The organism is Streptomyces sp. SID5464 (genome assembly GCF_009862985.1).
Lineage (GTDB): Bacteria > Actinomycetota > Actinomycetes > Streptomycetales > Streptomycetaceae > Streptomyces > Streptomyces chartreusis_D.
In genome coordinates this window covers 61,863-86,491 of the sequence record NZ_WWIQ01000059.1, presented here as the reverse complement: position 1 = coordinate 86,491, position 24,629 = coordinate 61,863, and the positions used below count along the sequence as shown (strand labels likewise).

Sequence of the window (24,629 nt, the reverse complement as noted above, 5' to 3'; positions counted from 1 at the left end):
TCACGACCAGCATCGGGGTCATGATCCGCTTGCCGTTCTCGGTGATGAACAGCTTCGTGCCGTGGTAGCGGTCGGCCACCCCGAACCGCTCCTCCGCCATCTTCAGCAGCTTGTTCTCCTGGTACTCCTCCTCGTGCTCCTCCTTGCGGGCGTCCTGGACCAGCTTCCAGGCGGTCCAGATCAGGAACGCGCCGAAGATGTAGAACACCCAGGAGAAGGCGGAGATGATCGCCGCGCCGGCCGCGATGAAGATCGCCCGCAGCACCAGGGCCATCAGGACGCCGACCATCAGCACCCGCTGCTGGTACTGCGAGGGCACCGCGAACTTCCCCATGATCAGGACGAACACGAAGAGGTTGTCGACGCTCAGCGACTTCTCGGTGATGTAACCGGCGAAGAACTCGCCGGTGGGCCCGCTCCCACCGAAGTACCACAGCCCCAGCCCGAACAGCACGGCCAGGACGATCCACACCACCGTCCAGGTCCCGGCTTCCTTGACGGACACGTCGTGCGGCTTGCGGCCGACGAAGAAGTCGACGGCGACGAGCACACACAGCACTGCCACGGTCAGCAGCCATACGGAGAGCGAGACGTTCACTGGTGATGCTCCTGTTGCAGGTGTGGGGATGGGACATCGTTGTCCGACCTGGCTGGTTTCCGCCACACCTGAAAGGTGAGCAATTGGTCACAACTGCGCGTGCAGCGCCTCCAGGACGTCCTGGTCCGTCAGCTGGTCGAAGTTCTCGTACCAGAGGCCCACGGCCATGAACGCGGCCGGCTGGTGCAGACAGATCACCTCGTCGGCCTCGGCGCGCATCAGCTCGGCGGCCTCCGGGGAGCACACCGGCGCGGCCACCACCACCCGTTCGGGTGCCTGGCGGCGGACGAATCGCAGCGCGGCCCGGGCCGTGGAACCGGTCGCCAGGCCGTCGTCGACCACGATCACGGTGCGTCCGCGCAGGTCGGGTGCGGGACGGCCCTGCCGGTACAGCCGCTCGCGGCGGCGCAGCTCCGCGCGCTCACGCTCGATGACGGGCGCGAGGGCGGCCTCGCGCAGCCCCAGGTGACGCATGGCGTCCTCGTCGAGGAGCGGCACCTCGTCCCCGGCCATCGCGCCGACGCCGAGCTCCTCCTGGAAAGGCGCCCCGATCTTCCGTACGACGAGCACGTCGAGCGGGGCGTCCAGCGCCCGGGCGACCTCGCGCGCCACGGCGACCCCGCCGCGGGGCAGGGCGAGGACGAGGGGATCGGGCAGCGCCCCCTCGCTCTGCCGGGTGCGCAGTCTTTCGGCCAGTTCCCCGCCGGCCTGTCGGCGATCACGGAACCGCATGACGGTCACCTCTGCTTCCCGCACGGAGAGGGCCCCCGGCCGGTCCGGCTCCCGCGTACCCGCTGCCCACCGGACAATGCACACCTTCCGGACCTCCGTCACACTCGGAACGCGGGGTGTTTCCGGCCCTGCGGCGCAGGCAACCCGGGACCGTGCGCACGGGCGCGAACCGTACGCACGGGCTCGGCTCTCCCCGCACGACCGGCGCACCAGGCACTGAGGCAGACTCCGACGCGACGGGAGCACCCGGATGACCACTGCCCCTTCTCATCCGCAGCCCGCCCGGCCGGGCCCGCGCATCGGCGTGCTCGGTTCGTACGGCGGCTTCAACATCGGCGACGAGTCGATCCTGACGTGTGTCCTGCGCTGCCTGCGCGCCCAGCGGCCCGAGGCCCGGCTGGTCGTCTTCAGCCGGAACGCCGAGCACACCCGGGCCCATCACCCGGGCGCCGACGAGGTGGTGGACTGGGAGGGCGTCAGCCGCCATCAGGTCCTGGACGCGCTGGCCTCACTGGATCTGCTGGTCCTGGGCGGCGGCGGGCTCCTCTTCGACGGCGAGGCGCGCCGCTATCTGCGCCTGGTCCGGGCGGCGCAGGAGCGTGGCATCCGCACCTTCGCCTACGCCATCGGCGCCGGCCCGCTGCGCGAGCCCGACGACCGGGAGGCCGTGCGCACGGTGCTGGCGGACATGGACGACGTCGTGGTGCGGGACGAGGAGTCCAAGCTGGTGCTGGAGGAGGTGGGTGTCGAACGCGACGTCGTCGTCACCGCCGACCCGGCACTGCTGCTGGAGCCGGAGCCGTTCACCGACGAGATGATGCGCCACGAGGGCGTGCCCACCGACTCGCGTCTGGTGGGAATGTCGGTGCGGGAGCCGGGCCGGGCGGCCGAGAAGCTGGACGAGGGCGACTACCACGCGCTGCTCGCCGACGTCGCCGACTTCCTCGTCCGCCGGCTGGACGCGCACGTGGTGTTCCTGCCGATGGAGCGGCACGACGTGCGGCACGCGCACGCCGTGCTGTCCCACATGACCGCTCCCGACCAGGGGCGGATCCTGCACGGCTCGTACAGCCCGGGACAGGTCCTCGGCTTCATGCGCCATCTGGACCTGGCGGTCGGCATGCGCCTGCACTTCGTGATCTTCGCGGCGCTCTCCGGACTGCCGGTGCTGCCGCTCCCCTACTCCGGCAAGGTCTTCGACTTCGCACGCCGGATGGGGGCTCCGGCCCTGGTGGGCGTGGCGCGGGAGCAGGCCGGGCTGCTGCTGGCGGAGGTGGACCGGCTGTGGGACGAGTACCCGGAGCGCCGGGAGGAGCTGCACTCCCGCGTCCGGGAGCTGTCCGCGCAGGCCCGGGAGACCTGCGCCCGCTGCGGAGTGCTGCTGGACGAGGTCGACGGCGGGACGGAGCCGGCCATCGGCACCACTGCCCTCCTGGACACGGAGGCGGAACCACCGCCCGCGCCCACTGCCGAACCCCGCCCGCTGGGCGTGTGACGCCGACGCCGCCGAGGCCCCGCCCGCGGGAGGACTTCGATGCCGATCCTTCAAGAGCCGCGCGAGCCCCGCACGGTCACCCTGCCCGCACGTCCCGCCCGGCACGGCGGCCGGACGGAGGTCCTGGTGGTCGGCGGCGGCCCGGCCGGTTTCGCGGCGGCGGTCGCGGCGGCCGACGCCGGGGCCGAGGTCGTCCTGGTGGAGCGCTACGGGTTCCTCGGCGGCAACGCGACCGCGGCGCTGGTCATGCCGCTGATGTCGTTCCACAACGAGCACAAGCAGGCCACGTTCACCGAGTCCGGTGAGGAAGCCCGGCTGCTGCCCACCGACCACGGCGAGGGCGAGCCCGTCGTCCAGGGCGTGCTGTGGCGGCTGCTGGACCGGCTCATGGGGCGCGGCGGCTGTCTGAAGCCCTCCCCGAGGACCGGGTACACGGTCCCCTTCGACCCGGAGCTCTTCAAGCTGGTCCTGCTCGACATGACGGACGAGGCGGGCGTGCGGATGCTGTTCCACGCCTTCGCCTCCACGGCACTGCGCCTCGACGACGGCTGGCGGGTGGTGTTCGAGACCAAGTCCGGGCCGGTGGTGATCGATGCCGACGTGGTCGTGGACGGCACGGGCGACGGCGACGTCGCGGCGGCCTGCGGGGCGCCGTACGAGATCGGCCGGCCGGAGGACGGGCTGGTGCAGCCGATGACGCTGATGTTCCGGGTCGCGGACTTCGCCCGGCCGGACTTCGCGGAGTACGTGCGGGAGCACCCCGACCAGTGGCGCGGGGTGCACGGCCTGTGGGACCTGGTCGAGGAGGCCCGGGCTGACGGTGATCTGCGGCTGCCGCGCGAGGACATCCTGTTCTTCGCGACGCCGCATCCGCGCGAGGTCAGCGTCAACAGCACCCGCGTGACCAGGGTGCTCGGCACCAGCGTGTGGGACCTGACCCGGGCCGAGTACACCGCCCGGCGCCAGCTCGCGGAGATCGACCGCTTCCTGCGCACCCGCGTGCCCGGTTTCGAGGAGTCGTACGTGGTGCAGAGCGGTACGCACGTCGGCGTCCGGGAGACCCGGCGCGTCGTCGGCGACTACCACCTCACCGGCCACGACATCCTGGCCGCCCGGCGCTTCCCGGACGTCGTCGCGCACGGCGCCTACCCGGTCGACATCCACAACCCGCGCGGCTCCGGAACGGTCCTGAAGCGGGTGCCCCCGGGCAGCTTCTACGACATCCCGCTGCGCTGTCTCGTGCCCCAGGGCACCGAGCGGCTGCTGGTGGCGGGCCGCTGCATCTCGGGGACGCACGTGGCGCACTCGTCGTACCGGGTCATGCCGATCGCGATGGCGACCGGACAGGCGGCGGGCGTGTGCGCCGCGCTGACCGTGCGGCACGGGCACGGGCCCCGCGGGGTGCCGTACCGGCTCGTGCAGCGGGAACTGCTGCGGCAGGGCGCCCGGTTGCGCATCGACCTGCCGGTGGGCGGCTGACGCGGGCCGCCGTCAGCCCGCCGCGGTCCGCAGCTGGTCGTGGCACCACTGCCGGACCACGTCGGTGACCTGGTCGAGTGCGCCCGGCTCCTCGAACAGGTGCGTGGCGCCGGGCACCACGTGGAGGGTGTGCGGCACGTGCAGCCGCCGGGCCGCTTCCTCGTTGAGCCGCAGCACGTGCTGGTCCCGGCCGCCCACGATCAGCAGTACCGGAGCCCGGACGGTGTCCAGGGCGTCGCCGGCCAGGTCGGGCCGCCCGCCGCGCGAGACGACGGCCGGCACCCGGTCGGGGCGTTCGGCCGCGGCCACCAGGGCCGCGCCCGCGCCGGTGCTGGCGCCGAACAGGACGACCGGCAGGCCCTGGGTGCCGGGCGACTGCGCCAGCCAGTCGATGGCGGCCACCAGCCGGCGGCCCAACAGGGGGATGTCGAAGCGGAGTTCGGCGGTGCGGATGTCCAGCCGTTCCTCCTCCTCGGTGAGCAGGTCGATCAGCAGGGTGCCGAGTCCGGCGGTGCGCAGGCCGGCGGCGACCTCGCGGTTGCGGGGGCTGTGCCGGGAGCTGCCGCTGCCGTGCGCGAACAGCACGACGGCGCGGGCGGCCGGCGGCACGTCCAGATCGCCGGTGAGCGCCGCGCCACCGGCGGGCACGGTGACCGTCTGGGAAATCATCGACAGGCCTCCTCTCCCCCGGTTCCCTCGTCCTGCCGCCCGCCTACCCACCCTGGGGCGGTCGTCCCGTCTGGCCTCCCGCATGGCGCGATTCGTGGGGTGGGTGTCGTTGACGCCATGCCCCGCGCCGGAGGAGCGTGGAGGACGTGATGTCCCGCCGTATCGTCTTCGTCGTCTTCGACGGCTTCCAGCCGCTCGACCTCACCGGCCCGCACGAGGTGTTCCACAGCGCGGGCGACACCTACGTCTGCGAGGTCGTGGCGCCCCGGGCCGGACCGGTCAGGTCGGTCAGCGGGCTGCTCGTGCATGCCGGGCACGGTGTGGCGGACCTCGGACCGGCCGGGATCGACACGCTCGTGGTGGTCGGCGGCCGGGGTGTCGACCAGGCCCGGCAGGACGAGGCGCTGGTGTCCTGGATCGCCGCCGCGGCGGCCGGTGCCCGGCGCGTGGCCTCGGTGTGCAGCGGGGTGTTCCTGCTGGCGGCGGCGGGGCTGCTGGACGGGCGCCGGGTCACCACGCACTGGGCCCGCGAGGAGCAGTTGGCCCGGGAGCACCCCGAGGTGCGTGTGGACTGCGAGCCGATCTTCGTCCGGGACGGGCCGGTGTGGACGTCGGCCGGTGTGACGGCCGGCATGGACCTGGCGCTCGCCCTGGTGGAGGACGATCTGGGCCGGGACGTCGCGCACGCCGTGGCCCGCCGGCTGGTGCTGTTCCTGCGGCGGCCGGGCGGCCAGTCGCAGTTCAGCGTGGCGCTGTGGTCGCGGCAGCCGGCGACGGACCCGGTGCGGGCCGCCGTCACCGCGATCCACGCCGATCCGGGCGCCCGGCACGACATCGCCGGCCTCGCCGCGCACGCCGGGCTGAGCCCTCGGCACCTCCAGCGCCGTTTCACCGCCGAACTGGGCGTGCCGCCCGCCGCGTACGTCGAGCGGGTGCGCGTCGAGGCGGCCCAGCGTGCCCTCACCGAGGGCGACGAACCGGTCGAGGCCATCGCCCGCCGCTACGGCTTCACCACCGCGGAGACCCTGCGCCGCACGTTCCACCGCCGGCTCGGCGTCGCGCCGTCCGACTACCGCGCCCGCTTCCGCTCCACGGCGGAGGCCGCCGTCGCCCACCACGTCCCACAGAAGGGGGAACCCGTATGACGACCTACGGTCTGCTGGTCTTCGAGGAAGCCGAGGAGCTGGACTTCGTGGGGCCCTGGGAGGTCTTCACCGTCTCCGCCCGGCTCCGCGAGGGCGCCGACTCGGCCGTGATCGTCGCCGAGCACCCCGGGCCCGTGCGCTGCAACAAGGGCATGCGCGTCCTGCCCGACCACACCCTCGACGACCATCCGCCCCTCGACGTGCTGCACGTACCGGGTGGCCGGGGCGCGCGCGAGGTCCAGGTGCACAACCCGGTGGTCACCGACTGGATCAGGGAGACGGCGGAGCGTGCCGCATGGGTGCACGGCGTGTGCACCGGCACGTTCCTGCTGCACGCGGCGGGTCCCGCGCGCGGACGGCGGGTGGCCACGCACTGGAGCCAGGAGGACAGGCTCGAGGCGCGCGGCGACGTGACCGTCGTCCGGGACGCCCGCTACGTCGTGGACGGCGACCTGGTCACCAGCCAGGGCGTCTCGGCCGGCATCGACAGCGCGCTGTGGCTGGTCGGGCGGCTGCACGGCCGGGACCACGCGCGGGCCGTACGGCGCTACATCCAGTACGACCCGGCGCCGCCGTACCTCGCCGACGAGCCCGTCTGACCACCCGCCGGGCCGGTCGCTGCATGGGTGTGCCGGCCCCGGGCAGGCGATGTTCATGGGCGGTGACAGGGGTGACGACGGGCTGGGACGGCAGGCGGGCGAGTGCGGGCACCGGGCGGTGCCGCATCCGGAGAACATCCGGATCGAGGCGTGGGCGGCGTGCCGGGAGCACTGTCTGGCGGAGGCCGTCCTGGCGATGGTGGAGTGCTTCGCGGACGTCTCCGGGGTGCGTCCGACCGCCGTGGATCGGGTGCGGCTCGCCGAGGCCAGCGACGACGACCTGCTCGCCACGCTGCTGGACGAGATCATCTTCCGGCTGGAGGTGTACGGCCAGGTGCCCGTGGACGTGGAGGCGGACGAGGCCGACGGCGGCCTGGACGTACGGCTGGCGGTCACCGGCCTCGCGGACGTGGAGATCACCGGGGCGGTGCCGAGGGCGGTGGCGTGGAACGAGCTGCGGATCGGGCCGGATCCGTACGGTTGGTCGTGTGCGGTGACGGTCGACGCGTGACCCCGCCCGCCGGGGCGCGCCTACCGTGGAGGTGTGGGCGGCGGCGTCGTGACGCTGTTCCTGTGCGGTGACGTGATGCTCGGGCGCGGCGTCGACCAGATCCTGGCGCACCCCGGTGATCCGGCACTGCGGGAGGCGTACGTCGAGGACGCGCGGTCCTACGTCCGGCTGGCGGAGTCGGCGCACGGCCCGGTGCCCGTGCCCGTCGATCCGTCCTGGCCGTGGGGCGAGGCGCTGCGGGTGCTGGACGAGGCCGCCCCGGACGCCCGGATCGTGAACCTGGAGACGTCGGTGACGTGCCAGGACACCTTCGCCCCCGACAAGGAGATCCACTACCGGATGCACCCGGCGAACCTGCCGGCCCTGGCCGTGGCCCGGCCCGACGTGACCGTCCTCGCCAACAACCACGTCCTGGACTTCGGCCGCCCGGGCCTGCTGGAGACGCTGGACGCGCTGGCCCGGGCGGGCCTGCGGACGGCGGGTGCGGGACGTGACGCCGAGGAGGCGTACGCCCCCGCCGCGGTTCCCCTCCCCGGTGGCCGCCGGCTGCTGGTCCTCGCCCTCGGCGCGCGCTCCAGCGGCATCCCGTCCGGCTGGGCGGCGACGGCGGACCTGCCCGGTGTGGCGTACGTGCCCGAGCTCTCGCCCGCCGCGGCCGACTCCGTGCTGCGCCACGTCCGGCGGGCCCGCCGGGCCGGTGACCTGACCGTCGTGTCGGTGCACTGGGGCACGAACTGGGGGTTCCGCGTGCCCCGGGAGCAGGTCCGTTTCGCGCACGCCCTGGTGGACGGCGGGGTCGACGTCGTCCACGGCCACTCCTCGCACCATCCCCGCCCGCTGGAGGTGTACCGGAACCGGCTGATCCTGTACGGCTGCGGCGACTTCGTCGACGACTACGAGGGGATCACCGGCTACGAGGAGTACCGCGACGATCTGCGGCTGGTGTTCCTCGCCTCGGTGGAGGCGGACAGCGGACGGCTCGAGGGGCTGCGCATGGTGCCGCTGCGGGCGCGCCGGATGCGACTGGAGCCCGCGTCCCGGGCGGACCGCGCGTGGCTGCGGACGACGCTCGACCGGATCAGCGGCGGGGTGGGCGTGACGCCGACGCCGGACGGCTCGCTGACGCTGACGGGCGGGTGAACCGGTCGCGGCTCGCCGCCACGTCGAGCCGCACCGCAGACGAGCGAACCAGCGGCGGCTCAGGCACCCCGTCCAGCAGCACCACCGCCGGGAGGAGCCGGTGGGGCCCGGGCGCCGGGCCCAACAGCACCGCAGACGGGCGAACCGGTGGCGGCAAGGGGGCCGGTCCGGCAGCGCAGCGGGCGGATGAACCAGTGGCGGCTCGGACGCCCCGTCCAGCAGTACCGCGGACGGATGAGCCGGTTGGGGCCCGGGCGCCGGGCCCACCGCAAGCGGGCGAACCGGTCGCGGCTCGCCGCCGCGTCGAGCCGCACCGCAGACGAGCGAACCAGCGGCGGCTCAGGCACTCCGTCCAGCAGCACCGCAGGCGGGCGAACCGGTAGCGGCTCGGTGCCCCGTCCGGCAGCGCAGCGGGCGGATGAACCAGTGGCGGCTCGGACGCCCCGTCCAGCAGCACCGCGGACGGATGAGCCGGTGGGGGCCAGGGCGCCGGGCCCAACAGCACCGCAGGGGGGCGAACCGGTGGCGGCTCGCCGCCGCGTCCAGCCGCACCGCAGACGAGCGAACCAGCGGCGGCTCAGGCACCCCGTCCAGCAGCACCACCGCCGGGAGGAGCCGGTGGGGCCCGGGCGCCGGGCCCAGCAGCACCGGAGGCGGGTGAACCGGTGGCTGTTCGGGCAGCCCGTCCGGCAGCACCACGGGCGGGTGAACCGGTGGCGGCTCGGTGCCCCGTCCAGGAGCGTCGTGAACGGGGAGGTCAGCCCGCCCAGGCCACCAGCCGCTCGCGGTTCTCGGGGGCCCGTAGCCGGGCGAGGGACTCCTTCTCCAGCTGGCGGACGCGCTCGCGGGTCAGGCCGACGCGGCGGGCGACCTCGTCGCGGCTGCGGGTGTGGCCGTCGTGCAGGCCGTAGCGGAGGCTGAGGATCATGGCCTCGCGGGGCGCGAGCGTGCCGACGGCCTCGTGCAGTTCCTCGGCGAGGGCCTGGTACTCGGCCACCTCCGGGGCCTGGAGCACCTCGGTGTCGGGAATGAGGTCGCCGACGACGGTCTCGCCGGTCTCGTCCACCGGCGTGTCCAGGCTGACGGCCTGCCGGCCGACGTGGCGCAGCCAGCCGATCCGGTCGACGGCGAGGCCGCTCTCCCGGGCCACTTCCTCGATGCTCGGTTCGCGTCCGAGGTCGAGCTGCAGACGCCGTTCGATCTTGGCGACCTTCTGGAGCTGCTCGACGACGTGCATCGGCAGCCGTACGGTCCGCGCGTGCGCGGCCAGGCCCCGCTCGATCGCCTGGCGGATCCACCAGGTCGCGGAGAACTTGAAGCCCTTGGTGTGGTCGAACTTCTCCACGGCCCGGATCAGCCCCAGATTGCCCTCCTGGATGACGTCCAGCAGGGGCAGCCCCCGGTGGGCGTGCCGTTTGGCCATCGACACGACGAGCCGGAGGTTGGCCCGGACCATGTGGTCCTTGGCGGCCTGCCCGTCCCGGGCCGCTTCCTCCAGCCGTCCCCGCCGCTCGGGCGCGAGGTCGAGTTCACCGGCATCGGCCCGTTCCAGTTCCTCCAGCGCCCGCACGCCGGCCTCCATCCGCCGGGCCAGCCGGACCTCGTCCGCCGCCGTGAGCAGCGGCGTCGCCGCGATCTGCCCGAGGTACTGGCCGAGCAGGTCGGGTTCCTCGTCGGGCTCGGGGATGCGGTTGCGCAGCCGCGCGGTGCGGGCGGGGGCGCGGCGGTCCTCCCGGGGGTGTGCCGCGGAGTCTTCTGCCAGGGGAGACATCCTCGTGTTCCTCCGTCCCCTACCTCTTTCCGGCCCGCTGCCTCTTTTTTCCGGCTCGTTCCGGACGGCTCCCGGGTACCCGAGGCGGTGGGTCCCGAACCGCATGTCCGGGTCCCGCGGGGGTACCCCGGGGCACATGACCGGCATCCAACTGCGCAGCAACGCGTTCAACGACCACTCCTTCATCGCGCGCCGGTACGCGTACGAGGGACCGAACGTCTCTCCGCCGCTGACCTGGAGCGGCGTACCGGACGACGCGGCCGAACTGGTCCTGCTCTGCGAGGATCCCGACGCCCCGTCGGGCACCTTCGCGCACTGGGTCGTGGTCGGCATCGACCCGCACAGCGACGGCGTCGAGGCCGGGCACTGCCCACCTGGTGGCACGGAGCTCGTCAACGGCTACGGGCAGCCGGGCTGGGGCGGCCCGCATCCCCCGCCCGGGGACGACGCCCACCACTACTTCTTCCGGCTCTACGCCTTGTCCGAGCCGTGCGTCCTGCCCGACGCGCCCCGCGCGGACCAGGTGCACGAGGAGGTCGAGAAGCGCCGCATCGCGGACGGCACGCTGGTGGGTCTCTACCAGCGCTGAGCCGACTCACCCCCGGGGAGACCGTCCGTGTGTCACAACGGATGGTTGTGTCACGGGTGACGGACGGTTGTTTGCCCGGGCGGCCCGGTGCCCGCTTGGATGGCTGCCGGTCAACATCGGGTTGTCCGCGGGAGCTGGGAGTGTGCGCCGGGGATGGCGGGCAGACGGTCGCTGGGGCGGCGGTTCGGGTGGCTGTGGGGCGCGTACGCGGTCAGCACGGCCGGCACATGGCTCGCGTTCGACGCGTTCGCGCTGCTCGCCGTCCTGGTGCTGGACGCCGGACCGACGCAGGTGTCGCTGCTGGCGGCGGTGGGACCGGCGGTCGGCGCGGCCGTGTCGGTGCCGCTCGGGCCGTGGGTGGAGGTCCGCCGGAAACGGCCGGTGATGATCGCGACGGACCTGGTCCGGTGCGCGGCGCTGCTGAGCATCCCCGTGGCGTTCGCCCTGGGCCGGCTGGGCTTCGGCCAGCTGCTGCTGGTGTCGGTGGCCGTCGCGGCGGCCGACATCACCTTCAACGCGGCGGCCGGGGCGTTCCTGAAGGAGCTGGTGCCGCGGCGGGACCTGCTCGTAGCGAACGGGCGGTTCGAGGCGACGAGCTGGACGGCCAGCATGGTCGGGCCGCCGCTGGGCGGGGCCGCGATCGGGCTGTTCGGTCCGGTGACGACCGTGGTGGCCGACGCGGTGAGCTATCTGCTCTCGGCGTTCGGCCTCCGGGCGATGGGCGGCGAGGAGAAACACCCGGTGCCGCCCGCGACCGGCGAGGCCCGGCCCCGGGCGGGCGACCTGCTCGACGGCTGGCGGTACATCCTGGCCGACCCGGCACTGCGCCCGCTCTTCTTCAACACGGTCCTCGCCAACTCTCTGATCATGGCGGCCTCTCCACCGCTGATGGTCCTGATGATCCATGATCTGCGGTTCGCCCCCTGGCAGTACGCGCTCGCCTTCGCGGTGCCCTGCACGGGCGGCCTGCTCGGCTCTCGTCTGGCACCACGGCTCGTCACCCGGTTCGGCCGGCATCGGGTCATGCTCAGCGCGGGGGTGCTGCGGGCGTGCTGGTCGCTGGGCCTGGCCTTCGTCGGCCCCGGTACGGCCGGGCTGGCGCTGGTCATGGTGGTCGAGTTCGGGCTGATCACCTGCTGTGCCGTGTTCAACCCGGTGTTCGCCACGTACCGCCTCGACCGGACCCCCGCGGACCGGGTCACCCGCACCCTGTCCGCCTGGTCGGCCACCGGCAAGGCCACCACAGCGGCCGTGACCGCCCTGTGGGGCCTGCTGGCCCACCTGACCGGCCCCCGTACGGCCATCGCCCTCGCCGGCGTCCTGCTTCTCGTCACTCCCGTCCTGCTCCCCCGCCCCGACCACGCACCGGACACCGGCCCCGAGCCGACTCCCCTGACGCTGAAGGACGGCGCCTGAACGGCCGGGCCGGGGCCGGGAGCAGCTCGCCCCGGCCCCGGCCCGGGCCGGCTCAGACCGCCCCGGGCACGTCCTCCGTGACGCCGTTCAGCGGCGAGGACGGGTCCGCGCCGTACGGGCGGGTGAGGATCTCCAGGCCGTGGCCCGCCGGGTCGAGGAAGTACACGCCCCGGCCGCCGTCGTTGCGGTTGATCCGGCGCGGGTGGTTGCCGTGCGGGTCGGCCTGGATGGGGATCCGGGCCGCGACGAGCCGGGCGAGGGCCTCGTCGAACTCGTCCTCGGAGACGAGGAACGCGTAGTGCTGCATGGGGATGTCGGCGTCGATGGTGAGGAAGTCCAGCGTGACGCCGTTGTCGGTCGTCACCGGCAGGAACACCCCGGCCGGTGCCCCGACCTCCAGACCCAGGATCTCCGCGAGAAAGCGGGCGGACTTCTCCCGGTCACGGGACAGGACGATGGTGTGGTTGAACTCGACTGACACGGTTGAATGCCTCCACGGGCATCTCCGCGGCACCTCCATGCCTCACCCGGCCGGTGACCGACACGCGATGCCGCGCGGTGGATGGTAGACAGCGGCGGGTGTGGCCGTCGAGCGGTTTTCGGCCGTATCGCGCCGCCCACGCCGAGCAGGCCAAGTCCCCCCGCACATACCCCTGTTGTCCCGCGCGACCCTGACAATTGTCAGGGACCGCGCCGCCCTTGGTCTCCCTACAGTTCTGAGCGTCGGCCAGACCTTCAGGGGGAACACGACATGTCCACTCGCATCTTCGCCAGGGCCGCGCTCGTCGGCGCCGGGGCACTCGCACTGCTCGGCCCGTTCACCGCGGGGACCGCCGCCGCGTCCGCCACCGGCGAGCAGGGCGGCGCCCGCGTCCTGGCGGCACCGTACGCGGTCGTGCCGTACGAGACCGTCAACGTCCGTACCGGACCCGGCACTTCCTACGGAATCCTCGCCACCGTTCCGGCCGGGCAGCCGCTCGGCGCCTACTGCTGGACCCGCGGCGAGCGCATCACCGACAACGGCTACTCCAACGACGTCTGGGTGAAGCTCCTCGAGGGCTACGTCAGCGCCGTCTACCTCAAGGGCGACGAGTACGGCGACCTGCCCGCCTCGGCGCGCTGCTGACCCGGACCATGACCACACCCGACCACACCATCGTCCTACGGGGGACAGACACATGAAGCGAATGATCAGCCGTACCGCCATGGGCCTCGCCGTGGCCGCGCTCGCCGTCGGCGGCCTCGCCACCACCGCCCAGGCGGCCCCGGCCGCCGCTGCCAACAGCGGCGACCCGACCCTGACCGACGTCTACGTCTGGGCCACCGACGTCAACCTGCGCCAGCAGCCGACCTCCGACTCCCCTCGTCTCGCGGTCCGTTCGCAGTGGTGGGCGGACGCCGTGTGCCAGACGCAGGGCCAGACGGTGCACGACCCGGCCGTCGGCACCAACAACTGGTGGACCGCGGTCCAGGAGTTCGCCGGCAGTGACATCGCCTGGGTGAACAACCTGTACATCCGGGGCGGCCAGAAGATCGCCGGAGTCCCGGACTGCTGACGCACCATGCGCCGCAGGGGGCGGACCGGAGCACCGGCCGCCCCCTGTGGCGTGTGTGCGGCTCAGTACCAGCCGGTCTCGGTCAGGTCGTGGCCGTCGCACGTGAGCACGGCCCGTGAGACGCGGCCGTTGAGGTTGTTGCCCATCTGCGTGTAGGCGTAGGTGATGCCGGAGTCGACGGTCTCGGAGACCCAGCCGTCGACACGCCCCACGCCGTTGTCGGAACGGTGGAGTACGGCGGCGCAGCCGGGCCGGGAGTTCTCGATCCGGGCGAAGGAGCCGCACTTGTCGGAGTAGAAGTACTTCAGGGCCATGCCTTCGGCGTACTTGGTGGCCCCGATCTGCCGGAACGTTCCCGAGCAGTAGTTGGTGGTGGGGTACTGCCCCTCGTTCCCGTAGGCCCCGTAGTTGCCGCCCGAGTGCGGCGCGGCCTGGGCGGAGGTCGGGAGGAGCGCCATCACCGCGGCGGCGCCCCCGGCGGCCAGCAGTGTCCTGAGCGATCGGCGGCTCATGAGCCCCCTCTTTCATGTGTGTCGGCGGATGTTCTGGTCGTGTGCGTGCGGTCCGGCGGTCCGACCGGCGCCTCGCTCACTGGGGTGACCGTACGGGCGGTCACCAAGCCGGCGACACCTGACACTTATCAGGGTCGAACCCCCAGGTCGTCCCGTTTCAGAAAGGGCAACCATGCGCTTGCTCCTGCGCGGTGCCGCCGCGCTCGCGACCCTCGCCACGGTGGCGTCGCTCACGGGCGGTGCGGCTGCGCTCCCCCGGCCGGGGACGGCCCCCGCGACACAGGCCGCCCGGATCCCGGACGGCGTCACCGCCGGGATCGCGGTCTTCGACCGCAGGACGGGCACGTTCACCGAACAGGTCGCCGAGAGCGCTCGCTTCCGGTCCGCCTCCGTCGTCAAACTGCTGCTGGCCCTGGACTTCCTGTGGGAACGCGGCCCCGGCCACCCGATCCCCGAGGCCGACCGGGCGCTGCTGGAGCCGATGCTGCGCAGCAGCGACGACAAGGCCGCGAACCACTACTGGTCGGAGTACGGCGGCTCGGCGATCATCGACCGGATGACGGCCCGCCTCGGTCTGCGCGACACCGCGCCGCCGCCCGCCGGGTACGAGGGCTACTGGGGCTACACCGCCCTCTCGGCCCGGGACACCGTGGCGATCTACCGCTACATCCTGGACGAGGCGCCCGCCCCCGTACGCGACTTCGTCATGGACAACCTGCGCCGCTCCACGCGCTGCGCCTCGGACAGCTTCGACCAGCACTTCGGCATCGCGGGCTCGTTCGACCGCCCGTGGGCGGTGAAGCAGGGCTGGTCCGGGGAGTACGCGAGGGGGACGTGCGGTGCCTCGGCGACGGCGGGCGAGGCGGAACCGGCCGCCGCTGACGGCAGCAGGACCGCCGCCCGCGTGGACCTCACCCGCCCCGCACTGCACACCACCGGCACGGTGGGCGCCGACGACCGCACGATCGTGGCCGTGCTGACGCTGCATCCGGTCGGCACGTCGTACGGGAAGGCGTACACCGACCTCGGCCTGCTGACCCGCTCGCTGGACGTGCCGGGCGGGGTGCGGCCCGCGGGGGCGTGGTTCGGCACCTGGGGCGAGTTCGTGAACGTCCGCAAGGGACCGGCCACGGGCGACGCCCGGGTCACGCGGCTCCCGGCCGGGGTCGGGGTGCTGGTGGGCTGCCAGACCCCGGGCCAGGTGGTCAGCGTGCCGCCGTACACCAACGAGTGGTGGGCCTATCTGCCCCAGTACGGCGGCTACATCTCCAACGTCTACATCAGTTCGCCGGACAACCGGCTGCCGGGCGTCCCGGAGTGCGGCTCCGGCGGTCAGCGCTCGTACTCGGCGAGGTAGCCCAGCACCTTGTCCACGTGCGGGCGTACCCGTGCGGGAACGCCGCCCTCATCGATGACCGTGCGGTCGCTGGTGCGGTAGCCGGCCGCGACCAGCGCGGGCAGGTCCTTCTCCGGCATTCCCGCCTGTTTGAACCGCTGGTCGAGCCAGCACACGTACAGGCTCATGGTGGCGATCGCGTCCGGCGGCGACATGTGGTCCTTGTCGCCGTCACCGTCGCCGTCCACCGCCCAGGCCCGGAACACCGACGGCGTCCACATGGCGATGCCGTACTCGTCGCTCTCCGGGCGGGCGGCGTGCGCGTCGAAGCCGCTCTCGGCCTTGAGCAGCGCGGCGAGCAGGGCGGGAGTGATCTCCTCGTCGGTGCAGCGGTGGGCCGCGCGGGCGATGACGGGGCGCAGCGCCTCGGGTACGTCGGAGTCCTCCGGGATCTCGCCGGGCACCGGGCGGTGCGCGCCGGTGACGGAGGCGGGGGTGGGGGCCCCGCTGTCGCGGTCGTCGTCCTGGGTGTCACCGGTTCCGCCGAGGAGTGCCGCCCCGGCGAGTGCGGCGGTCAGGACGACGAGCCCGGCCGCCGCGGCCGGCAGCAGGCGTCTCCGGCGGCGGGGCGGGCCGCCGGTGAGGTCCTCGACCCGGGCGGTGAGGTCACGGGCCGTGCACGGGAGCCGGGTGGTGTGGTCCGGCGCCAGGCAGTCGGCGATCAGCCGCCGCAGGCCGTCGCCGAGGCCGGCGTCGAGCCGCAGGGGTGCGGTGCCGCGTGCGTAGGCCTGGGCGGCGAGGGAGCGGGCCCGGGCCGTCGCGCCCGGGAAGGGGTGGAGCCCACCGGTGAGCACCTGGTGGGCGAGGACGCCGAAGGCCCAGATGTCGGCGGTGGGCCGGACGACCGCGCCCTGGGTGCCGGTGCGCTGGGACCACCACTCGGGCGGGAGGTGGTCGAGGGTGCCGAGCGGCGGCAGGTGGGCGTGGGTGCCGTCGAGTTCGGTGGCCAGCCCGAAGTCCGCCAGCCACACCTGCCCGCCCGGGCCCAGCAGGACGTTGGCGGGCTTGAGGTCGCCGTGCACCCAGCCGGCGTCGTGCATGTGGGCGAGTCCGGCGGCGACTCCGCGCAGGACGCGATCGGCGCCGTCGATCGGCCCGCCGGTGGCGGCGGCGTCCAGGACGTCCTTCAGGCTGGCCTCGGCACGGTCCATGACCAGCGCGAACGCACCGTCCAGGGCGGGCAGTTCCGGTGCCTCGACGGTGCACACGGCGTGGGTCCGCACCAGGTGGGGGTGGTCGGCCTCGGCGCTGAACCGGACCTCGCGCTCCACGAGTTCACCGAGCGCGGCGCGCTGCCCGGGCCCCAGGGCTCCGGTCGGGAGCACCTTCACGGCCACGGGCGTGCCGTCGGCGACGGTACGGGCCTCGTACACCGTCCCCCAGCCGCCGGAGCCGATGACCGGGCCCACCTCCCAGCCGTCGATCCGGAACCCCTCCGGGAGGCGGGGCGGCCCGGGTATCTCCAGGTCGTCCGGGGCGTCGGATCCCGTCATGCGCCGGCCTCCTGCGGTGTGAGACGGCCCGCTCCGCGGGCAGGCAGCAGGCTGAGGTGCTCTTCGCGCACCAGGCCGAAGCGCAGGGCCACGGAGGCGAGCCGGGAGCGCTTGGCTCCCGTGCGGCCGCCGTCGGATCCGGTCGCGGTCTCCTCCCCGAGGTCCAGGCGCAGTTTGGCGAAGGCCAGGTAGTCGATGTGGTAGTTGACCGCCGAGCGGGTCAGGTCCCGGCACGCCTCCAGCGGCCGCAGCCGCTCCACGATCTGCCCGACACCCGGCAGCGCCGTGTCGGAGGGGTCCCGCAGCCGGGGTTCGCACAGGGCCACCAGCACGAGGAAGTACTTCGACGTCGGGTCCAGGGCGAAGGGGTGGACGGTCTGTTCCCCACCACCCGGCGCGCACTGCTCACCGAGGTAGGCGTGCTGGGGTGCGAACACCTTGAAGGCCGCCGTACCGGACAGGGCGGGGAGCACCACGCGCGAGAACTCGAACGGCACGGGCGCGCCGAGCCGCCCCGGGGCGACCGTCAGGTACTCGCCCGCTCCCTCCAGGTTCTCCACGACGTACGACACGCTGCGGCTGAAGTTGGACAGCCGCCAGTAGTCCCCGGCCGCCTCCAACTGCCCGGCCCGGCGCGAGATCCCGGGGTCGGTCAGCACGATGCGCACCCCCGCACCGCCGGGGGTGCCGCGGCCGAAGTCGGCGGTGTCCCCGGGCCCCAGATGGAGCAGGTCGGGCCTGCCTGTCTCATCCCCGCCCCACTGTGCGGGACCGGTCAACTGCACGATGACGGTTTCCACGCGGACTCCCCCGCTGCTGACGCCCCCCGATTTGGTCGCCAGGATTGTACGGGCGGATTCCGCTTGCGCGGAGGCGGCAGGCCGCGTCAGCCGGCTGGTCGCGGACGCCGTGCGACGAACACGAACTCCCGGCCCGGCCGATCGGGCGCGTCGCGCACGTCCTCCACCACATAGCCGTGCGCGACGAGTTCCGCCTCGACCTCTTCCCGCTCACGGAAACGCAGTGTCGAGTCCGATGTCAGCACCTGCCCGTCCGCGGCGAACACATAGGTCCACCGGAACGTCACCAGCGGCCCGCTCACGTCCAGCAGATCCGCCCAGGACTCGACGGCACCGACGCCTGGCACCTCCGTCACGGTGTGCGTGGCCTCGCGGTTCCACTCCTCCCAGGCGCGGCGGGCCGGAACCCGGGTCTCGAACACGAAGCGGCCGCCGGGCCGCAGTGCCGCACGGACCCCTCGCAGGGTGCTCCGCCAGTCCTCGGGACCGACGACCGCCTGGGCGGCGTTGCCCGTCATGGTCGCGAGGTCGGCGGTCAGGGGCGGGAGGGCCGTCGCATCGCCGTGGATCCACCGCACCCGCTCGCCGCCCGGCTTGCCCCGGGCCACGTCCAGGGACGCGCCGGCGGGATCGACGCCGACGACGTCGACCCCGCGTTCCGCCAGCAGCAGCGCGAACACGCCCGTGCCGCAGCCGATGTCGAGCACCCGGCGCGCCCCGAACTCCTCCGCCATGCGCAGGTACGCGGCGAGATCGGCACGGTCGGGGTCGAGCGGGTCGTAGACCGCGGCGAGCCGCGGATGCCGGAAGCACTCGTCTGCCATGCGTCCGACGCTACGAAGGGCGGCCGCGGTGTGGCCACCGGTTTCCGGCGGGCGCCTTCGCTCGACTCAGCCCAGGCAGATGACGAGCAGGCACAGCTCCTTGGAGTCGGAGCCGGAATTCGAGGGAGGCGTCGCGGCCGGAGTGGGGCTCGCCGTGGACGGGGTCGTCTCGGGAGACGCGGCCTGCTGTGTGTCGTCGCCGGTGTCGGCGGCGGGCGGGGGCGTCTGCTCGGTCACCGTCGACGTGGACTTGCCGGCGTTGCCGGTGACGGTGTCGACGGTGTTCGGGACCGTGGTCCTGGGCTGCGTCGTCTTCGGCAGCTCGCGGGGCGTCGTGGCCGCGTCCGTCCGCGGGTCCGCCGGGGTGCTGCGGGGAGCGGTGCGGGGCTGCTCGCGCTGCGCGGTGCGGCCGGCGTGCGGCGGAGTGGTGGGCGTGACCGAGGACCGCGCGGTGTCGTGCCGGGTCGAGGTCGGTTCGGTGTACGTCGGCGCCTGACCGTCGGCGCCGCCCATGGTCGTGTCCTGCGGTGCCGTGGCCGACTGCACGCCGTGCGTGGAGTTGCCGTTCATGGCAGCGACGGTGAGACCGCCTCCGACGAGCGCGACGGCGGTCGCCACGACGGCCCGGCGCTGGTTCTTCTTCCAGCGGGCCATCTGACGGCGTCGTGCCGCGCGCCCCTGCTGCGGGGCCTGGTAGCCGTCGGTCCCGGGGGTGTCCGGGGTCTCGTGGCCGTCGGACGAGCCGGTGCTCAGGGGCCCGTGGCCGTCGGACGGGTCGGTGCCGAGGGTCGGGGGGCGGCCGCCGGACGATCCCGTGTACGCGAGGGGGAGCTCCCGCGTGCCGGCGCGGTTCGTGTCCCAGACGCTGCCGTCGTCCCACACGTTCCCGTCCACGTTCCCGTCGCGCCATGCGCCGGAGGCGGCCGGGTACGCCCATGCGTCCGGGCCGGTACGGCCGTCGGCGGCGGAGGGGTCGATGTCCGGGGCGTAGGCGCCGCACCCCGGGCAGACCAAGGCGCCGTTGAGGTGCCGACGGCACGAGGAGCAGTAGTCCATGTGTGGTCTTCCCGATCTGGCTGTGCCGGCGGCTTGCCGGCCGCGGCCTGGTCACGTTCGCACGTGGGCTCGAGCCGTAACGCTAACGAGACTTTGGAAGGGGGATGTGCAGCATGTGTGACACCCCTGGGCAGATCCTCGGGATCTCGCGTGTGGTGAAAGTGACTCGCGAGTAAGAGTGACGAGGTCTGGGCATGCTCGGGCCTCTCCCGCCAACTCCCCTGCCGCGCAACGAAATTCCCCGGACCGCGGCACAACCCTTTGGACGGCCCGCGGGTCACACCATGCAGGAGCAACCACCTCGAAGAGTTGCAAGGGGGAAATATGAGATTCACCCGTTCCGTCCTGGCCGCCTCCGCGTTAGCCGCGCTGACGGTGGGGGCCACGACCGCCCTGGCCGCGCCGGCCTCCGCCGCGCCCAACACCACGCCGCAGAAGGTCTGCGGGAGCAGCTACAAGACCGTGAACTCGGCGAACGTCGGCTCGCTCGGCACCGTCTATCTGACGTACAACGCCGCCAACGGGCAGAACTGCGTCGCGACCATCCGCAACAACCCGGGCACCGCCCTGGCCATGTCCGCGTGGGTCTACGTCCCCGACACCGAGACGGGGGACTCGGACGAGGGGCGGTACACGTCCTACGCCGGACCGACCTACGTCTACGGCAAGGGTCACTGCGTCGACTGGGGCGGCAGCATCAACAACGTGTATGTCCAGGTGTACGGCTCCAACTGCGGCACCCTGAAGGAACACCGGGTCACGTTCACGCGCTGAACGAACCCTGACCGCCCGGAACGACCTTGAACCGCGCTGAACCACTGTGAAACCCCTCTGCCGGGCCATCACGCTCCCGCCGCCGTCGCGCGGGAGCCGTGGTGGCCCGGTGCCGGTTCTCGGCGCGCCGCCCGGCGGTCGGGCCGGCTCACGCCGCGCCGCGTACTTTGAGCACCGCCTTGTTGAGCACCCACAGCCCGATACCGATGGCCACCAGCACGCCCGCCCGGATGTAGACGTCCGCGGGCCGGTCGGCCAACGGGCTGGCCAGGATCAGGGCCGTGACCGCGCCGAGCACCGGCAGGGCGGTCGGCGTACGGAAGTGCCGGTGTTCGACGCGGTCGCGGCGCAGGACCAGGACGGCGATGTTGACGACGGCGAAGACGCACAGCAGCAGGAAGGCCGTGGTGTCGCCGAGGCCCTCGATCTCCCCGGTCGAGACCAGGCCGATGGCGAGGAGCGAGACGAAGACGATGCCGACGACCGGGGTGCGGCGCCGGGGCAGGACGCGGCCCAGGGAGCGCGGCAGGATGCGTTCGTTCGCCATGCCGTAGCAGAGGCGGGACGCCATCATGATGTTGATCAGTGCCGAGTTGGTGACCGCGAACAGCGCGATCAGGGCGAAGAGCTTGGGCGGGAAGTCGAGCCCGCCGGCCTTCACGACCTCCAGCAGCGGGCCGCTGGAGTCCTCCAGCACGCGGTAGTCGACGAGCAGCGAGGAGACCAGGGCGACCAGGACGTAGATGGTGCCGGTGACGGCAACGCCGGTGAAGACGGCACGCGGGAACGTCCGCACCGGATCCTTGGTCTCCTCGGCCATGTTGACGGAGTCCTCGAAGCCGACGAAGGCGAAGAAGCCGAGGGCCGTCGCCCCCAGCACGCTGGTGAGCAGGGTGTGACCGCTGCCTTCCGCCTGGAACTCCCCGAGCCTGGAGGGTTCGCCGTCACCGGTCAGGACGGCCCAGGCGCCGATCGTGAGGATGACGAGCAGGCCGGTCAGTTCGACCACGGTGAGGACCACGTTGGTCTTCACGGATTCCGACACGCCTCGCAGGTTCAGCGCCGCCAGGGCGAGGATGAACAGGATCGCGACGAGCGTGGGCGGGAAGAAGCCGGTGAACTCGGACAGGTAGTCCCCGCTGAAGGCGCGGGCCGCCGCGCTCGCCGAGGACAGGCCCGAGCACATGACCATGAAGGCGACGATGAACGTCAGGAACGGGACCTGGAACGCCTTCTGGGTGTAGAGCGCGGCTCCGGCCGCCTTCGGATACTTGCCGACGAGCTCGACGTACGAGGCGGCTGTCAGGATCGCCACGGCGAACCCGATGACGAACGGCAGCCACAGCGCCCCGCCGACCTTGCCGGCGACCTGACCGGTGGTGGCGTAGATGCCGGTGCCGAGGATGTCACCGATCACGAACAGGACCAGCAGTCTGGGGCCGATGGCCCGCCGCAGCGGGGTCTCCTCCTCCCTCTCCGGCACGGCGGCTGCATCCCTGTCGGTTGCGGACACGAAAGCTCCCTGAGGCGTTCGACACGGACCGGAACACCGTCTCCCCTGCCCGGAAGACCATGCGTGATGCCTTGTACTACTCGCCTCGCCCCCGCGCACCTCGCCCGCGAGGGGACCATGGACCGGACACGAACCCGCTACCGATGAGGAACCCCCGTGCTCGTACCCGCCGACCCGACCGTCCTGCATCCGATGGAGGGTCGGGGAGTACTCCTACTACGACGACCCGGACGGCCCGGCGGCGTTCGAGACGCGCAACGTGCTCTACCACTACGGGCCGGAGAAGCTGATCATCGGCAGGTTCTGCGCGCTGGGCACAGGAGTGCGGTTCCTCATGAACGGCGCCAACCACCGCATGGACGGCCCCTCGACCTTCCCCTTCCCCACCATGGGCGGCTCCTGGGCCGAGCACTTCGACCTGCTCACCGGCCTGCCCGACCGGGGTGACACCGTGGTCGGCAACGACGTCTGGTTCGGCCACGGCACGACGATCATGCCCGGCGTGCGGATCGGGCACGGGGCGATCATCGCAGCCGGCGCCGTGGTCACCAGTGACGTGCCGGACTACGGCATCGTCGGCGGCAACCCCGCGCGCCTCATCCGTACCCGGTACAGCGACGAGGACGTCGCCCGGCTGCTGGCGGTGGCCTGGTGGAACTGGCCCGTGGAGCACATCACCGAGCACGTGCGGACGATCATGTCGGGCAGCATCGCCGACCTGGAGGCCGCCCGGCCCCCGCGATGAGTTTCGGCCGGGTCGCGAGTCTGTTCCGGTGAGTGTCGTACGAGGCGTACGGCACCGCCCGGCACAGGACACCACGGAGGACACCATGACGACCACCCCGGACGCCCCGACCACCGAGCTGCCCGGCCGCCCGCCCGTCGTCGACCCGGCCACCTGGCAGGCCGCCCGTGACGAGCTCCTGGTCCGCGAGAAGGCCCACACCCGCGAGGGCGACGCGATCGCCGCGGCCCGCCGCCGGCTGCCGATGGTGGAGTTCGACGGGACTGTCGAGGTCGTCGGCCCCGACGGCCCGGTCCCGTTCCTGGACCTGTTCCAGGGCCGCGACGAGCTCGTGGTCTACAAACACATGTGGTACGACGGCGCCCCGCACCAGGGGCAGTGCGAGGGCTGCACCACCACGGCCTGGCACCTGAAGGACGCCGTCTACCTCAACGCCCGCGGTGTCTCGTTCGCCGTCCTGACCTCGGGCCGATGGGACGAGGTGGCCTCCTACGTCGACTTCATGGGCTACACCCAGCCCTGGTACTCGGTACGCGACGTGGACGCGCCGGTCGGCGGCGAGATGGGTTACCTCACCTGCTTCCTGCGCGACGGGGACCGCGTGTTCCTCACCTACTCCACGACGGGCCGCGGCAACGAGCGGGTCAACGGGTCCCTCGGTCTGCTCGACATGACGCCCTACGGCCGCGGCGAGGCGTGGGAGGACAACCCCGAGGGCTGGCCCGAGGGGCAGGTCCCGTGCTGGTCCTGGCGCTCGGACGCGGACGGGAACGCCACCTGGGGCCCGACCAGCCGCCCCGTGCCGCAGTGGACCCGCCCCGGCGCGACGCCGGTGGAGACCCTCGGCCGGCAGGGCCACCACCACTGACGCCTGGCCGACGGCCCCGGCGCAAGGCGTGTGAAGCGGGAGCGCTCCTCCCTCAGACCTTTCCCGGACGTCGCGGGCCGCCCCGGGCCCGGTTGCGGAAACCCGCGGGAGTCTCTCCGGCGCGCTGCCGGAAGAAGCGGGTGAAGGCCGTGGGGCCGGGGAAGCCGATGCGTTCGCCGACGGCGGTGGCGGGCAGGTCGGTGTGCACCGGGAGGCGCTTGGCCTCCAGGAGCACCCGGTCGTCGATCAGGCGCTTGGCTCCGGACCCGGTCACAGCCCGGCTCGCGCGCGTGAGGGTGCGCACGCTGTAGCCCGGCAGCCGTCCCGCCCCTGAGGACGCCTTGAACTCAGTTGGTGCGGTCGGACCAGCCCTGCGGGAGATCTCCGGGGGCCGTGGCGATGACCGTGTCGTCGTCGGGGCCGACGTACTCGAAGAGGGTGATCTTCGCGAATTCCGGGACGATGTGGATCGGATAGGTCGGGCCCTCGTCGCGGTACCTGCGCATCTCGTCGAGGTGGTCGTTCTGGTAGAGGACGGTGCGGTCGCCGTGTTCCTCGACCCAGCGAGGGAAGAAGATCACGCCGTGCAGGCGGCGCTTGCCGGGCATGACGTTGACGGAGACCGACGTACCGGTGGGCTCGTTCCAGGAGATCTTGTAGTGGTCGTCGTCCAGTTGGACGAGGTCCACCCGCTGGTCCTTGACCCAGCGGCCGCCCACCATGCCGGAGTGGATCCGGTAGTCGATGGTGGTCGGGTTCTTCACGTACATCTCGTACTGCCAGCCGTTGGCGTAGGTGTAGATGAAGCGGTGGCCGACGATGCCGGAGAGCTCCTGCGCGGGGACAGGGCTCCGGACGGTGGTCACGTGTGCTCCGTTGCCGGTCATGGGGGTACCTCCTTGCTGCCGCGGTGACACTGCGGCGGGCCGTACGAGTAGCCCCGTTCGC

The 24,629-nt window shown here is 72.8% G+C and carries 24 protein-coding genes and 3 pseudogenes; 14 read left to right on the top strand and 13 right to left on the bottom strand.

Features of this window, described 5'->3' with window-relative positions; genetic code table 11:
- Both GTY47_RS28940 and GTY47_RS28935 read right to left on the bottom strand, forming a co-directional pair.
- A pseudogene (locus GTY47_RS28940) lies at positions 1–598 on the bottom strand (TerC family protein); the annotation flags it as partial.
- An 87-nt stretch (positions 599–685) separates the two neighbouring features.
- Positions 686–1,330 carry a phosphoribosyltransferase family protein gene (locus GTY47_RS28935; protein ID WP_029181439.1) on the bottom strand — a complete coding sequence of 215 codons (645 nt, stop codon included), beginning with the start codon at positions 1,328–1,330 and terminating at the stop codon, positions 686–688.
- A gap of 250 nt (positions 1,331–1,580) precedes the next feature.
- Here GTY47_RS28935 and GTY47_RS28930 point away from each other — a divergent pair, with 250 nt between their 5' ends.
- A complete protein-coding gene (locus tag GTY47_RS28930) occupies positions 1,581–2,825 on the top strand; it encodes a polysaccharide pyruvyl transferase family protein (protein WP_010043707.1) in 1,245 nt (414 codons plus the stop codon).
- A 39-nt stretch (positions 2,826–2,864) separates the two neighbouring features.
- Positions 2,865–4,304: an FAD-dependent oxidoreductase gene (locus tag GTY47_RS28925; RefSeq protein WP_010043705.1), complete on the top strand. Its 1,440-nt coding sequence runs from the start codon at positions 2,865–2,867 to the stop codon at positions 4,302–4,304.
- Positions 4,305–4,316: 12 nt separating this feature from the next.
- Here the strand turns inward: GTY47_RS28925 and GTY47_RS28920 are convergent, their stop codons facing one another.
- Positions 4,317–4,973, bottom strand: a complete 657-nt coding sequence (locus tag GTY47_RS28920; RefSeq protein WP_010043703.1) for an alpha/beta family hydrolase — start codon at positions 4,971–4,973, stop codon at positions 4,317–4,319.
- A gap of 146 nt (positions 4,974–5,119) precedes the next feature.
- Between GTY47_RS28920 and GTY47_RS28915 the strand changes: the two genes are divergently transcribed.
- Genes GTY47_RS28915 through GTY47_RS28900 form a run of 4 tightly spaced genes read left to right on the top strand, consistent with a single transcriptional unit; the run spans position 5,120 to position 8,368 of the window.
- A complete protein-coding gene (locus tag GTY47_RS28915; RefSeq protein WP_086012557.1) occupies positions 5,120–6,118 on the top strand; it encodes a GlxA family transcriptional regulator in 999 nt (332 codons plus the stop codon).
- Entirely contained in the window at positions 6,115–6,717 is a 603-nt protein-coding gene (locus GTY47_RS28910) for a DJ-1/PfpI family protein (protein ID WP_010043698.1), read from the top strand. Before GTY47_RS28915 ends, GTY47_RS28910 begins: the two co-directional genes overlap by 4 nt.
- A gap of 55 nt (positions 6,718–6,772) precedes the next feature.
- Entirely contained in the window at positions 6,773–7,228 is a 456-nt protein-coding gene (locus tag GTY47_RS28905; protein WP_029181438.1) for an archease, read from the top strand.
- A gap of 33 nt (positions 7,229–7,261) precedes the next feature.
- Positions 7,262–8,368 (top strand): CapA family protein, encoded by a 1,107-nt coding sequence (locus tag GTY47_RS28900; RefSeq protein ID WP_029181437.1) that lies wholly within the window; start codon positions 7,262–7,264, stop codon positions 8,366–8,368.
- Positions 8,369–9,125: 757 nt separating this feature from the next.
- Here the strand turns inward: GTY47_RS28900 and GTY47_RS28895 are convergent.
- A complete protein-coding gene (locus GTY47_RS28895; RefSeq protein ID WP_010043694.1) occupies positions 9,126–10,139 on the bottom strand; it encodes a sigma-70 family RNA polymerase sigma factor in 1,014 nt (337 codons plus the stop codon).
- 136 nt (positions 10,140–10,275) lie between these two features.
- Between GTY47_RS28895 and GTY47_RS28890 the strand changes: the two genes are divergently transcribed.
- Both GTY47_RS28890 and GTY47_RS28885 read left to right on the top strand, forming a co-directional pair.
- Positions 10,276–10,728: a YbhB/YbcL family Raf kinase inhibitor-like protein gene (locus tag GTY47_RS28890; protein ID WP_010043692.1), complete on the top strand. Its 453-nt coding sequence runs from the start codon at positions 10,276–10,278 to the stop codon at positions 10,726–10,728.
- A 153-nt stretch (positions 10,729–10,881) separates the two neighbouring features.
- On the top strand, positions 10,882–12,144 hold the full coding sequence (locus GTY47_RS28885) for an MFS transporter (protein WP_010043690.1): 1,263 nt from the start codon (positions 10,882–10,884) through the stop codon (positions 12,142–12,144).
- 52 nt (positions 12,145–12,196) lie between these two features.
- Here the strand turns inward: GTY47_RS28885 and GTY47_RS28880 are convergent, their stop codons facing one another.
- Entirely contained in the window at positions 12,197–12,625 is a 429-nt protein-coding gene (locus GTY47_RS28880) for a VOC family protein (RefSeq protein WP_010043688.1), read from the bottom strand.
- A 270-nt stretch (positions 12,626–12,895) separates the two neighbouring features.
- Between GTY47_RS28880 and GTY47_RS28875 the strand changes: the two genes are divergently transcribed.
- Both GTY47_RS28875 and GTY47_RS28870 read left to right on the top strand, forming a co-directional pair.
- Positions 12,896–13,270 (top strand): SH3 domain-containing protein, encoded by a 375-nt coding sequence (locus GTY47_RS28875; RefSeq protein WP_010043686.1) that lies wholly within the window; start codon positions 12,896–12,898, stop codon positions 13,268–13,270.
- 52 nt (positions 13,271–13,322) lie between these two features.
- The gene (locus tag GTY47_RS28870; protein WP_029181436.1) at positions 13,323–13,700 is read left to right on the top strand and encodes a hypothetical protein; all 378 of its coding nucleotides are present in this window, start codon (positions 13,323–13,325) and stop codon (positions 13,698–13,700) included.
- Between the two features lie 62 nt (positions 13,701–13,762).
- Here the strand turns inward: GTY47_RS28870 and GTY47_RS28865 are convergent, their stop codons facing one another.
- Positions 13,763–14,212 carry a hypothetical protein gene (locus GTY47_RS28865; RefSeq protein ID WP_010043682.1) on the bottom strand — a complete coding sequence of 150 codons (450 nt, stop codon included), beginning with the start codon at positions 14,210–14,212 and terminating at the stop codon, positions 13,763–13,765.
- Positions 14,213–14,384: 172 nt separating this feature from the next.
- On the opposite strand from GTY47_RS28865, the gene GTY47_RS28860 reads away from it, so the two are divergent.
- Positions 14,385–15,569, top strand: coding sequence for an SH3 domain-containing protein (locus GTY47_RS28860; protein WP_010043680.1), 1,185 nt, complete (start codon positions 14,385–14,387; stop codon positions 15,567–15,569).
- Here GTY47_RS28860 and GTY47_RS28855 read toward each other — a convergent pair.
- The 4 genes from GTY47_RS28855 to GTY47_RS28840 all read right to left on the bottom strand — a co-directional run bounded on the left by GTY47_RS28855 (position 15,545) and on the right by GTY47_RS28840 (position 19,781).
- On the bottom strand, positions 15,545–17,101 hold the full coding sequence (locus tag GTY47_RS28855; RefSeq protein WP_010043678.1) for a serine/threonine-protein kinase: 1,557 nt from the start codon (positions 17,099–17,101) through the stop codon (positions 15,545–15,547). The two genes, GTY47_RS28860 and GTY47_RS28855, sit on opposite strands and share 25 nt — an antisense overlap.
- The gene (locus tag GTY47_RS28850; RefSeq protein WP_010043676.1) at positions 17,098–17,901 is read right to left on the bottom strand and encodes a hypothetical protein; all 804 of its coding nucleotides are present in this window, start codon (positions 17,899–17,901) and stop codon (positions 17,098–17,100) included. Before GTY47_RS28850 ends, GTY47_RS28855 begins: the two co-directional genes overlap by 4 nt.
- 86 nt (positions 17,902–17,987) lie before the next feature.
- Positions 17,988–18,725 carry a class I SAM-dependent methyltransferase gene (locus GTY47_RS28845; protein ID WP_010043674.1) on the bottom strand — a complete coding sequence of 246 codons (738 nt, stop codon included), beginning with the start codon at positions 18,723–18,725 and terminating at the stop codon, positions 17,988–17,990.
- Between the two features lie 66 nt (positions 18,726–18,791).
- A complete protein-coding gene (locus tag GTY47_RS28840; protein WP_010043670.1) occupies positions 18,792–19,781 on the bottom strand; it encodes a hypothetical protein in 990 nt (329 codons plus the stop codon).
- Between the two features lie 324 nt (positions 19,782–20,105).
- Here GTY47_RS28840 and GTY47_RS28835 point away from each other — a divergent pair, with 324 nt between their 5' ends.
- Positions 20,106–20,555, top strand: a complete 450-nt coding sequence (locus GTY47_RS28835) for a hypothetical protein (RefSeq protein ID WP_010043667.1) — start codon at positions 20,106–20,108, stop codon at positions 20,553–20,555.
- Positions 20,556–20,703: 148 nt separating this feature from the next.
- Here GTY47_RS28835 and GTY47_RS28830 read toward each other — a convergent pair whose 3' ends face one another.
- The gene (locus GTY47_RS28830; protein WP_029181435.1) at positions 20,704–22,068 is read right to left on the bottom strand and encodes an APC family permease; all 1,365 of its coding nucleotides are present in this window, start codon (positions 22,066–22,068) and stop codon (positions 20,704–20,706) included.
- A gap of 199 nt (positions 22,069–22,267) precedes the next feature.
- Here GTY47_RS28830 and GTY47_RS41710 point away from each other — a divergent pair.
- Positions 22,268–22,813 (top strand): annotated as a pseudogene (locus GTY47_RS41710) (CatB-related O-acetyltransferase); the annotation flags it as partial.
- Positions 22,814–22,898: 85 nt separating this feature from the next.
- Entirely contained in the window at positions 22,899–23,681 is a 783-nt protein-coding gene (locus GTY47_RS28820) for a DUF899 domain-containing protein (RefSeq protein WP_010043662.1), read from the top strand.
- Positions 23,682–23,733: 52 nt separating this feature from the next.
- Here the strand turns inward: GTY47_RS28820 and GTY47_RS28815 are convergent.
- Positions 23,734–24,009, bottom strand: a pseudogene (locus GTY47_RS28815) (helix-turn-helix domain-containing protein); the annotation flags it as partial.
- A 19-nt stretch (positions 24,010–24,028) separates the two neighbouring features.
- On the bottom strand, positions 24,029–24,568 hold the full coding sequence (locus GTY47_RS28810) for a phenolic acid decarboxylase (protein ID WP_010043660.1): 540 nt from the start codon (positions 24,566–24,568) through the stop codon (positions 24,029–24,031).
- Between the last annotated feature and the right edge of the window lie 61 nt (positions 24,569–24,629).

Bases quoted from the DNA above. Each gene is read 5' to 3' on its own strand.
- GTY47_RS28935 (WP_029181439.1), bottom strand. From the start codon at position 1,330: ATGCGGTTCCGTGATCGCCGACAGGCCGGCGGGGAACTGGCCGAAAGA.
- GTY47_RS28930 (WP_010043707.1), top strand. From the start codon at position 1,581: ATGACCACTGCCCCTTCTCATCCGCAGCCCGCCCGGCCGGGCCCGCGC.
- GTY47_RS28925 (WP_010043705.1), top strand. From the start codon at position 2,865: ATGCCGATCCTTCAAGAGCCGCGCGAGCCCCGCACGGTCACCCTGCCC.
- GTY47_RS28920 (WP_010043703.1), bottom strand. From the start codon at position 4,973: ATGATTTCCCAGACGGTCACCGTGCCCGCCGGTGGCGCGGCGCTCACC.
- GTY47_RS28910 (WP_010043698.1), top strand. From the start codon at position 6,115: ATGACGACCTACGGTCTGCTGGTCTTCGAGGAAGCCGAGGAGCTGGAC.
- GTY47_RS28905 (WP_029181438.1), top strand. From the start codon at position 6,773: ATGGGCGGTGACAGGGGTGACGACGGGCTGGGACGGCAGGCGGGCGAG.
- GTY47_RS28895 (WP_010043694.1), bottom strand. From the start codon at position 10,139: ATGTCTCCCCTGGCAGAAGACTCCGCGGCACACCCCCGGGAGGACCGC.
- GTY47_RS28890 (WP_010043692.1), top strand. From the start codon at position 10,276: ATGACCGGCATCCAACTGCGCAGCAACGCGTTCAACGACCACTCCTTC.
- GTY47_RS28885 (WP_010043690.1), top strand. From the start codon at position 10,882: ATGGCGGGCAGACGGTCGCTGGGGCGGCGGTTCGGGTGGCTGTGGGGC.
- GTY47_RS28875 (WP_010043686.1), top strand. From the start codon at position 12,896: ATGTCCACTCGCATCTTCGCCAGGGCCGCGCTCGTCGGCGCCGGGGCA.
- GTY47_RS28870 (WP_029181436.1), top strand. From the start codon at position 13,323: ATGAAGCGAATGATCAGCCGTACCGCCATGGGCCTCGCCGTGGCCGCG.
- GTY47_RS28865 (WP_010043682.1), bottom strand. From the start codon at position 14,212: ATGAGCCGCCGATCGCTCAGGACACTGCTGGCCGCCGGGGGCGCCGCC.
- GTY47_RS28860 (WP_010043680.1), top strand. From the start codon at position 14,385: ATGCGCTTGCTCCTGCGCGGTGCCGCCGCGCTCGCGACCCTCGCCACG.
- GTY47_RS28855 (WP_010043678.1), bottom strand. From the start codon at position 17,101: ATGACGGGATCCGACGCCCCGGACGACCTGGAGATACCCGGGCCGCCC.
- GTY47_RS28845 (WP_010043674.1), bottom strand. From the start codon at position 18,725: ATGGCAGACGAGTGCTTCCGGCATCCGCGGCTCGCCGCGGTCTACGAC.
- GTY47_RS28840 (WP_010043670.1), bottom strand. From the start codon at position 19,781: ATGGACTACTGCTCCTCGTGCCGTCGGCACCTCAACGGCGCCTTGGTC.
- GTY47_RS28835 (WP_010043667.1), top strand. From the start codon at position 20,106: ATGAGATTCACCCGTTCCGTCCTGGCCGCCTCCGCGTTAGCCGCGCTG.
- GTY47_RS28820 (WP_010043662.1), top strand. From the start codon at position 22,899: ATGACGACCACCCCGGACGCCCCGACCACCGAGCTGCCCGGCCGCCCG.
- GTY47_RS28810 (WP_010043660.1), bottom strand. From the start codon at position 24,568: ATGACCGGCAACGGAGCACACGTGACCACCGTCCGGAGCCCTGTCCCC.